Annotated in this window: 7 protein-coding genes; 3 read left to right on the forward strand and 4 right to left on the reverse strand. The window is 65.2% G+C overall.

All coding sequences use genetic code 11. The annotated features are described in order from the left end of the window. Positions 1-61: 61 nt before the first annotated feature. On the reverse strand, positions 62-490 hold the full coding sequence (locus MKK75_RS02740; protein WP_244041096.1) for a MarR family winged helix-turn-helix transcriptional regulator: 429 nt from the start codon (positions 488-490) through the stop codon (positions 62-64). Positions 491-584: 94 nt separating this feature from the next. On the opposite strand from MKK75_RS02740, the gene MKK75_RS02745 reads away from it, so the two are divergent. Continuing rightward, positions 585-1,031 carry a tautomerase family protein gene (locus MKK75_RS02745; protein ID WP_244041097.1) on the forward strand — a complete coding sequence of 149 codons (447 nt, stop codon included), beginning with the start codon at positions 585-587 and terminating at the stop codon, positions 1,029-1,031. Positions 1,032-1,034: 3 nt separating this feature from the next. Continuing rightward, positions 1,035-1,463 (forward strand): EamA family transporter, encoded by a 429-nt coding sequence (locus tag MKK75_RS02750; RefSeq protein WP_244041098.1) that lies wholly within the window; start codon positions 1,035-1,037, stop codon positions 1,461-1,463. A gap of 36 nt (positions 1,464-1,499) precedes the next feature. Here the strand turns inward: MKK75_RS02750 and MKK75_RS02755 are convergent, their stop codons facing one another. The 3 genes from MKK75_RS02755 to MKK75_RS02765 form a co-directional block, all read right to left on the reverse strand. Further along, positions 1,500-1,883 carry a tautomerase family protein gene (locus tag MKK75_RS02755; protein ID WP_244041099.1) on the reverse strand — a complete coding sequence of 128 codons (384 nt, stop codon included), beginning with the start codon at positions 1,881-1,883 and terminating at the stop codon, positions 1,500-1,502. Between the two features lie 124 nt (positions 1,884-2,007). After that, positions 2,008-2,403: a tautomerase family protein gene (locus tag MKK75_RS02760; protein WP_244041100.1), complete on the reverse strand. Its 396-nt coding sequence runs from the start codon at positions 2,401-2,403 to the stop codon at positions 2,008-2,010. Between the two features lie 15 nt (positions 2,404-2,418). After that, complete coding sequence (locus MKK75_RS02765) at positions 2,419-3,231, reverse strand: SDR family NAD(P)-dependent oxidoreductase (RefSeq protein ID WP_244041101.1); 813 nt, start codon at positions 3,229-3,231, stop codon at positions 2,419-2,421. A gap of 118 nt (positions 3,232-3,349) precedes the next feature. Here MKK75_RS02765 and MKK75_RS02770 point away from each other — a divergent pair, with 118 nt between their 5' ends. After that, positions 3,350-4,303 (forward strand): GlxA family transcriptional regulator, encoded by a 954-nt coding sequence (locus tag MKK75_RS02770; RefSeq protein WP_244041102.1) that lies wholly within the window; start codon positions 3,350-3,352, stop codon positions 4,301-4,303. The last annotated feature ends 91 nt before the right edge of the window (positions 4,304-4,394 follow it).

Genomic DNA, 4,394 nt, shown 5'->3' on the forward strand with positions numbered 1-4,394 from the left:
GGGTGGTTTTGCGAAGTTCTGCTTTCGAGGCGCAGGCGCCGAAAGCAGACGCAGCGTAGAGCTACGAGACCGTGATGTTCCGCGCTACGAACGATGCAAGCGGCTGTCGGATGGCGTTCATCAAGCCCGTGGCTTCGACCCGCCGTTGAGCGCGTTGCCAGCGAGAATGAAGGTCAGCCAGCCGCCGTTGGCCAAGCTCCGTCAAAGACACCGTGCGGCTTCGCCGATCATTGCCCGTGACGGTGACGAGAAGGCCATCTCTCTCCAACAGCCGCAAGGTGTGGCCGAGCCCGTTGCGCTCCATCACCATGATGGCGGCGAGATGGGTGATCGAGATGGGGCCGGCCAGCTCGATCTCGGCCAACAGGGCGTATTGCGTGATGCGCAGTCCGCTGCCCGCCAATTCCTGGTCATAGATGGCCGAGACCCGCCGGGCTGCCTTTCGTATCAGGTTGCAGTGGCAAGGCTCGCTCGCCGTCATACGCTTCATCTCACGCTCCAGACACGACAGCTTTACAGTATTATCAGCATATGCTGATATCGTGCCAGGGCAATTGAGCCAACGACCGATGCGGGGCTGACCGATGCCGACCTACACAGTCAGAACCGCCAACCTCAGCCTCGATGACAACCAGCGGCAGCGGATCGCCAGCGCAATTACCGAAACTCATAGTGACAGCACTGGAGCGCCGGGGTACTTCGCGCAGATTTTCTTCGACGCTGCGCCTCCGGCGGCACATTTCATTGGTGGTCGGCCAAACTCCATCCCTCACATCTACGTGCATGGCCTGATCCGCGCCGGTCGCAGCGCGGAACAGAAGTGCAGATTGCTGGAGGGTATCAGGGGCCGCATCCACGACATCGCGGGGGTGGGGGCTGAAGACATCTGGGTCTACGTTCAAGAAATTGCGGCCGAGCAGATGGTCGAGTTCGGCCGCATCCTGCCCGAGCCGGGGCGTGAGACCGAATGGCGGCAGGGCTTCTCTCCCGAGAAGATCGAAGCCTTCCGACATGCCGGCGTGACGGTCTGACCGATGCACTACCTGGCCTGGGCCGTCCTCGGCATGGTCGGCTACTCGACCGTGACACTGATGGTGAAGCTTGCGACCCGCACGGGCGATCTGAACGCCTTCGCGGTCTTGGCCATCGCGACCTCGATGGTCGCCGTCGCCGCCGTGCTGAACGCTTGGCTTGGTGGATCGTTCGCCGGGAAGACAGGCGCCGACTTCCTGAAGCCCGGCGCGATATACGCCTACGCCGCCGGCACGGCTCTGACCGTTGCTGTTGGATCCCTGTTCAAGGGCCTCTCGCTCGGACCGGCGAGCATCGTCGTGCCGGTCTACGGCATGTTCATCGTCGGCGGCGCGGTCCTCGGCGTTCTGGTCCTCGGCGAACCGATGACGGCCAAGCGCGCCTTGGGGATGCCGCTCGCGACCGCGGGCGTGCTACTGGTGGCGACTTAGAGCGCATCGCCACCAGCACGCGTCCGCGAACTTCGATCAGGTCGCGTACTGGGCCTCGCCATTGCCGAAGGACCAGTTCTCCTTGGCGACCTCGACGAGGCTGACGAATACGTCCTCTCGGCGGAGACCCAGGCGCTCGTGCAGGCCATCCGCCACTGCCTTGTAGAAGCTCCGCTTCTGCTCGATCCCGCGCCCCGCATTGAGTGTAAGCTGGATGACGATGCAGTCGCCCGTACGCTGAATGCCGAGGTAGCTCGGATCGATGACGAAGTTCTCCGGCTCGTGCTCGTTGATGACCTGGAAACGGTCATCCTTGGGAACGTTCAGGGCTTCGAGCATGGCGTCGTAGACGACCTCGCCGATTGTTCGGCGGTACTCGGCGGACTTGCCCTTGGCGAGATCGATCCGGGCGAGTGGCATGTGGTGCTCCCTGGGCTACGGTGGTGCAAATCTCGATTGCTGGAACTCGGCCGGCTGTGACGGGCGACCGAGGTGGAGGTCGAGAACGGGCGTCTGCTGCGCCCGGAGTGGTGCGCGATGCCGGTCACCGCTCGTCCGGCGACCACTCGGGGCTGTAGCCCCCGAGCGTCGGATGATACATCTCGTCGCCGGCATGCTGGGTGAACTCCACGTTAAGGCGATCCTCGCTCAGACCGAGGATCTCGACGCAGTGGGCGCACAGCGCCTTGGCGACCTCCATCCGCAACTCGGCCGAGCGTCCCTTGCGGATGTCCAGCATCATGACGGAGACCGGCACCGGCTCGCCGCCGGCCTCCGGTATCCGCCACACGCCGCCCTCGCCAAGTTCGCGGATGGCGACGCTGATCCGCCTGATGTCGACCGACATCATCTCCGCATAGGTCCGGCTCATCTCTGCCGCGAGGCGCTTCTTGGAGGCCACGGAATGCGGGCCGATGACGTCGAGCTGAAGGTACGGCATGGAGGGCCTCCAGGCTCAGGCCGCGTTCGCCGTCGCGAGCCCGTAGCGCGCCGACGGCTTGGCGTTGCCGAACTTGGCGGCCATGGCCCGGCGAACCTCATCCCAGCGCGTCCAGTCGGACACATCCTGCAGGCCAGGGATGGTGACGAGTTCGCCCTGGTCGAGTCCGGCCAGGGCCGCGTCGACCAGATCGGCTGCCGACATGGTGATCGCCGACGTCTTCTGCGCCGCGTATCCTGCGACATCCCAGAACTCGGTGGCCGTCGCGCCGGGCAGCACGGTCTGGACGCGCACGCCCTTGTCCGCGAGGTCCTTCTGCAGCGAGTGACCGAAGCTGAGGACATAGGACTTCGAGGCGCTGTAGACGCCGTTGAGCATCTCGACCGCGATGCCGACGACGGAGGAGATGTTAATGATGATCCCCGATCCGCGCCCCACGAAAGCCGGCGCGACCGCGTAGGTCAGGCGGGTCAGCGCGGTGATGTTGAGCTGGATCATCGCGTCCATCGTCTCCACGTCGGCCTGAAGGATCGAGGCGACGGAGCCGATGCCGGCGTTGTTAACGAGCAGGGTGATGCTCGCGTCTTCCCGCAGGCGAGTTTCCAGGCGCGCGAGATCGTCCTTGCGGCCCAGGTCAGCCGTGAACGGCTCGACCTTGCGCCCCGTTTCGTGGGTCAGGCGGTCGGCCAGCGCCTGCAGGCGCTCCCCTTTGCGGGCGACCAGCAGGAGGTCATACCCCCGCTTGGCGAGGCGGTCGGCGTAAACCGCGCCGATGCCGGCAGATGCGCCGGTCACGACAGCGAGGCCCTTAGTGGATTGAGTGGTCATCGTCGCTCTCCTCTTTCTTTGCGCCACCGGTTGGTGGCGTTCGATGGGAGGAAGCTACCGTTGCCCGGACGCGGCGCAAATGTCATAGTTGCGTCAATTTAGGTCACGGGAGATGGGCGTGCAGCGCATCGGCTTCGTCGTCTATCCGGGCTATTCGATGATGGCGCTGGCGGCCGTGCCGGCCTTCGAGGTCGCCAATCTCGCGGCGGCCGAGGCGACCTACGACATCCATTTCATCTCTGAGCTTGGAGGTCCTGTCAGCACCTCGGTCGGCATGAACGTGGAAACGGAGGCATTCGGCGAGACGCCCTTCGACACCCTCGTCATCGGCGGCGGCACCTTCGTGCAACCGTCGACGCCTGGCCTCGTCGCGCTCGTTCAGCGCGCGGCCGCAAACGCCCGGCGCGTTGCCGCCATCTGCACAGGGGCCTTCGTCCTCGGCGAGGCCGGCCTGCTCGACGGACGGCGGGTCACGACGCACTGGATGCACGCGCGGGAGCTACAGACCCAATTCCCGAAGTGCTCGGCCGACACGGACCGCATTTTCATCAACGACGGCCCGATCTGGACATCGGCGGGCATGAGCGCCGGCATCGACCTCGCGCTCGCCTTGATCGAGGCGGATATCGGCCACGAGGTGGCGAAGGAGATCGCCAAGAAGCTCGTGCTCTACCATCGCCGGGCGGGGGGCCAGTCGCAGTTCTCGACGCTGCTCGACCTCGACGCGAAGTCGGACCGCATCCAGGCGGCCTTGACCTACGCCAAGCAGAACCTCCACCGTCCGCTGTCGGTCGAGGAGTTGGCGGAGGCCGCCCATCTCAGCCCGCGCCAGTTCAGCCGCGTCTTCCATGCCGAGACCGGCCAGTCGCCGGCCAAGGCGGTCGAGAACCTTCGCGTCGAGGCCGCGCGGGTGTTGATGGAGCGCAGCCGACATCCCATCGACGCCGTTGCCGACCAGACCGGCTTCGCGGATCGCAATCGGATGCGCCGCGCCTTCCTCCAAGCGTTTGGGCAGCCGCCGCAAGTCATCCGGCGCAATGCGCGTGGAGACGCAGATCCGGCGAATGCGTAGCTGAAGCTGTTCGGGACAAGCTTACACTGGCGGCGAAGCCGGGCTGCACGTCTGCTTCCGGGCGAAGAACGGGCGAGAATATCCGTCCGAC

Origin of the sequence: Methylobacterium sp. J-030 (assembly GCF_022829545.1) — a bacterium.
Classification (GTDB): Bacteria; Pseudomonadota; Alphaproteobacteria; order Rhizobiales; family Beijerinckiaceae; genus Methylobacterium.